The 4,832-nt window shown below is 50.4% G+C and carries 4 protein-coding genes; 2 read left to right on the top strand and 2 right to left on the bottom strand.

All coding sequences use genetic code 11. The features are described from left to right. Both D6783_05095 and D6783_05090 read left to right on the top strand, forming a co-directional pair. Positions 1–379, top strand: a 379-nt coding sequence (locus D6783_05095) for a hypothetical protein (GenBank protein RME52363.1), incomplete at its 5' end; no start/stop codon positions are given. A 131-nt stretch (positions 380–510) separates the two neighbouring features. Next, positions 511–774 carry a hypothetical protein gene (locus tag D6783_05090; protein ID RME52362.1) on the top strand — a complete coding sequence of 88 codons (264 nt, stop codon included), beginning with the start codon at positions 511–513 and terminating at the stop codon, positions 772–774. 6 nt (positions 775–780) lie between these two features. Here D6783_05090 and D6783_05085 read toward each other — a convergent pair whose 3' ends face one another. Then, a complete protein-coding gene (locus tag D6783_05085; GenBank protein RME52361.1) occupies positions 781–3,624 on the bottom strand; it encodes a hypothetical protein in 2,844 nt (947 codons plus the stop codon). Positions 3,625–3,630: 6 nt separating this feature from the next. Then, on the bottom strand, positions 3,631–4,674 hold the full coding sequence (locus tag D6783_05080) for a hypothetical protein (GenBank protein ID RME52360.1): 1,044 nt from the start codon (positions 4,672–4,674) through the stop codon (positions 3,631–3,633). Positions 4,675–4,832: the final 158 nt, after the last annotated feature.

The raw sequence follows: 4,832 nt of genomic DNA, 5'->3' as shown, positions 1-4,832 counted from the left end.
GGAAATACTAATTGATGAGCCAATAGTTGTGCAGACAACGTTCAAAGGATACCCTGTACAGTATGCAGATGCGCCTGACAGATATTTTAAACAGTTAAAGCAATTATCAAGATTGAACCTGAAAATAACCAGAGTGGACACTGACAACATCAAGCAAGCTTACAAAGTTGTCGATGAAGCCAAAAAAATAGGGGCTCATGTGATAGGTGTTAGAGTTGCTTATGAAGAAGATTATCAAGCAGTGAGGGATTGGCTTAAGGAAGATCCGCATAATAGAGCTATTTTATTCCATAGTTCGGGATACTCGCCAGGGTACAGATTGTTTGAAGAATTCCCAAGCCAGACAAGCTTTGGAGATCCTCACCCCGTGTTCGTTTGAGCTCTTTTAAATACGCTCGAGGAGGTTTCTAACCATTAACTTCTTCCCTGCCAAAAAAGAACTACCCTAACTCGAACAATTGAGAAAAAAACAAAAAAATTTATATAGGGGATTTGGGGAGGTGTTGTTTTATGCAGATTACCTCAGCAGCGATTCCCCCTGAGAAGTATTTCTATGTGTGTGACGGAACAGTTTTGAAGGATTTGAACGAGCTCCTGCAGGCACTGCTTAGCATGGATGAAAAGGTGTTCCGTTATCACGTGAATGAAGAGAAGAATGATTTTTACCATTGGATTAAGGATGTTTTCGGTGAGCACCACCTCGCCTATCACATCAAAGCGTGCAGGGAGCGAGAGTTGCTTGCAAGAAGGATTTTTCGAAGGATGTACTCGTGAGGGTGTTTATTTTCCTGTCTTCCTCCGTCTTCCGCGACCTCGCTTGGTTGCAGGCGCGGGAGGAGTCTTCTTGGCCGCCTTCTTTTTTGGCCTTCCTCGTTTTCTCTTCGCTGTTTGCTTCTTGCTGCTGGAGGGCCTTTCAGGACTGATTATTTCTTCTATGGGGATGAAGTCGTCTTGCCTCTCGTGCTCAAAGACGGTTTGAGAGGCGGCTCTTCCGCCTTTCCTGCTTCTTCGTTTTTTTGGTGGTGTGATGAAGAGGATGGCAAGAAGAACACAAAGGAGGGCGAGAAGGATGAGGTTGATGGTTGCGCAGTACCAGCTTAGCCATGTGAGGAATGTTAGCTTTGTTCTTGGCTGGACGTGCAGGGTGATGAACGGGCTTTTTCGAATTGTTCCTTCCTCGTCGTAGGCGATGAAAACGATTCGGTTTTCTCCGACAAAGTTCCTGTCTGGGACGAAGGTTGCAACGCCTTCTTTAATGGTTACGGCCACGTTTGGGGGTTGCGCTGCCACGATGTGCAGTCGGTCAGCGTCCGGAAAGTACGTTTTGAGGTTTAGCGTTGAGGGCGTGTTTGCTGGCCATTGATGGATGATAGTGTCTTGCTGCGCGGTGGTTGCTTGGTTCTCTGTTGTTGCTGGTTGGATGGTGAGAATTGCTAGAAGGAGGAAGATGACGGCTCCGACGCCGAAGAGGACTGCTACGATTCTTCTTGTTTCTTGTCGTGTTTTGCTGAACGGCGTCTTCTTGCTTGCGAGGGCAAGGATGTTTGCTGCTATGAGGATGAGGAGAAGGATTGTCCAGATGTTGCACCAGCTTAGTTGGGCGGAGTTGATGGTTTCCTTGGCCGCTCTCCATGCTCGAGCGAAGACGTTGTTGCTCTGGAGCGTGACTGCAAAGCTCCTCGTGAAGTAAACATTCCCGTCTGGGGCGGTGATGAAGAGACTGAGGTCTCCTAAGTAGCGTCCTGGGAAGTAGGTGGTAAGGTCTTTGGCAGTCTGGAGGAGGACGGTTTTTTCCTCTCCCGGCCCTATGGTGAGGGTAGTGTTCGTGAGCGTGAAGAATTCGTTCTTGAGGGTGAGCGTGTACGTTCCTCCTTGGATGCCTGTGTGTTTGAGAAGGAGGGGGAGGTATTTTGTTTCTGGCGTGATGCTTTGTTGGTCGTTGAGTATGGTGATGCCGTAGGCGTCCTCTTTGCTGAGCGCGGTTATGGTGAGGGTGATGGTTTCTTTGGCCTCGGGTGCTTCTTCATTGGTTGCTGTAATTGCGAAGGGGTACGTCTCGCCGGTGCAGGGAACAAACGCTTTGAGGTCCACGTTTGCGTTTTCTGAGGGGGCGAGGGTGACTTCGTCTTCTTTGAGCTTGACCCAGCTTGGTCCTGTCCTTGAGAGTTTGAATGTTTGTTCTGTGAGGCCGTTATTTCGTACGTTGATGGTGTAGGTGTGTTCGCCGCATGTTGCTGCGAAAGCTGCGCTGGTTCCGTTCCCGTTGTTGTTCTTGCTTGGTTGTTTGTTCTCTGCACGTTTGTTTTCTTTGCTTCTCCCCTGGTTGTTCTCCGTTGGGGCTTGAGGGGGGATGGTGTATTTTTCTTGAGCAAAGGGGGTTGTTCTCGCTTCTGTTTTTTCTCCGAGGAAGGTTATTTCGTGCTCGTAGCAGGGTTTAATGAGTAGTTCAACGACTCTTTGTTTTGTGACGTGGCCTATCTCGCTGGTCGCTGTAATGGTTAGTTCGTGGGTTCCGTAGTCTTCCCTGCCGGGTGTGAGGGTGGCAATGGCGCTTGCGCTATGTCCCGCGCCGATGGTGAGGGTGTCTTGCCCGAGGGTGACAAAGTCCGGGCCGTCAAGGGTGATGTGATAGGTGTTTTCTCGAGTGTTCATATTCCCTATCGTGATAGGGAGGGCGCTTTCTTCTCTTCCGCAATACGCTTCTTGCGTGTTGACTTTGATGAAGTGGTCGAAGCGGTTTTGTACAATGAGGTCTTTTGTTACCGTCCCTGCGAGTCCGTTCTTGATTGATCGGGCAGTGAACGGTATCGCGTAGGTGCCTTCCTGTGCATCGCATGGCAGGGTTAGTGTTGCGTGGAGGGAGACTTCTTGACCTGGGTTGAGAACGACGTTTCGGGGGCCGAGGATGGTGAGGTATTGGTCGTACGGTCCTGCGTCGATGCTGAACTCGTCTTTGAAGGTGGCGACGTTCTTGATGCGTATGATGTATTCTTGCGCTTCGCAGAGGTTCACAACGGGCTTTGTTTGTTCAACAGCGAGTTGGATGTTTTGGCAGGTTCCTACGAGGACGTGTTTGTCAAGGGTTTGTTGGCGGCCGAAGCTGCTCGTTGCCGTTATGGTGTATGCTTCTTGGAAAACGGAGGGTTGTGTTGGCCGCCCTTCTGGTGCGGGGCAGGCTGCGGTGAGATAGACAGGGATGGTTGCGTCCTGGCCTGGTTGGAGGAAGACTTCTGTGCTTCCTAGTTTGATGTGTTCCGGTGGAATGGTTGATTGGAGTGTTAGGGAGTAGCTTGCAGGAAAGCTTCCTTCATTGGCCAAGGTTACGTAGTCGGTTTTGACTGCGCACTGGCACATCTTGATTTGGTCGTTGGGACTAGTGAGTTGAAACCCTGTTGAGTGGTAGTTGACGACGATGGTGCTGGATACGAGTGGCGTGATGAGGGTGAGTGCGAGCAGGAGGGCGAGGGGAAGTGGGAGCGTGGTGCGCAGTGTCTTGGATGCTGAAGGCTTCTTCTGCATTTGAGTGCAGATGGCTTGGTGGTGTTGTGTTTTTTGCATTTTGTTTGTGCTTCCCTCCTTCCTTTTGCTCTTGCGAATGTTTAGTGATTGCGGGGGCGATGGCATGGCGTATTAGAGTCCTTCCCTTGCGAGGTATTCGTCAATGTCTTCTGGCATGTCAGGTTCTTTCTTTTTTCTTGTGAGGAGGAGTAGCAGGACGATGATGATGAGGATGAAGACGAAGATGGCTGCGAGGATGGTTAGGAAGCCTTGTGCGCCTGTGGCCGTGTCGTATCTTGCCTTGCTTGCGTATTCATAAGCGTTGAGACGGAGGGGTGCGCTGGTTTTTTGGCCGTCGACATCCAGGTAGACGACGGGTTCATACGTGCCGAGGGGGGCGTTGTGGTCAAGTGCGACGTGAACTGAAGCGTAGGTAGTGCTTTGGGGTTTGAGCGTAATAGTTCTTTTCGGCTCGACACGGAAGGTCGCGTGAGGAGAGAGGTTGGAGAGGGTGATGGTGGCAGTGTGTGGTTTGGTATCTTGGTTGGTGAGTTTCATAGGAAAAACAACGCTTTCGCCGGGCATTGCATCTTGTTCGTCGAGGATGTCAATGATGACGTTGAGGGTTGCTGAGCGAAAGAGTGATTTGAGTTGCTCTTGCAGTGCTTGGAGCTCGGGAGGCGGGTAGTTTTGCGCCTCGTTCGGTGTTGGGAGAGGAAAGGTTGGGCTGGTAGTGCTTGCTGCTGCGATGAGTGTTTGTTCGTAGCGCTCGAGCAGGCCCGCGTATTCTTCCATGAAATCGTGCATGAAGTTTTGGTAGTGCGTGTAAAAGAGGGCGTGTGTTCTCGGCGGGACAAATCCTGCGCAGGCGTCGCCAATGCCGTCGCCTTCATAATCCAGTTGATAGGGGTTGTAAACGAAGGGGCAGTTGTCGTTCCAGTCATTGACGTGGTCGCAGTCGTAGTCCGGGATGAGTCCGTGCCCGCTCTCGCAGGCAGTTGCTGAGTCAGGTATGCGGTCGCATTGGGGATCGTAGAAAAAACCTTTGCTGGTGACAAGGTAGCAGGTGGCGGAGGTGTTTGCTGCATTGATGGTAGTGATGAGGAGTAGTGTGATAATGAAGGTAGTGATGAGAAGAAAACGTTTGCCTTGCTTGGTTTGACGCGGCGGGTTCATTTTTCAGCGTTCCGTGTGGGTTTTTTTGTGCAGTCCTGGACTACTTGTGTTGTTTGTGGTTTGTTAAGGGCGTTTTTCCCTGTGATTTTTGCTTTTTCAGATGGGCGAAAAGCGTATTTTGTATATAAATTTTTCGAAGGTTATCCATTCTTAAGTGG

The organism is Candidatus Woesearchaeota archaeon, from assembly GCA_003694805.1.
Taxonomy (GTDB): domain Archaea; phylum Nanobdellota; class Nanobdellia; order Woesearchaeales; family J110; genus J110.
The sequence above is the reverse complement of the archived record's forward strand: the minus strand, read 5'-3'. Positions and strand labels throughout refer to the sequence as shown.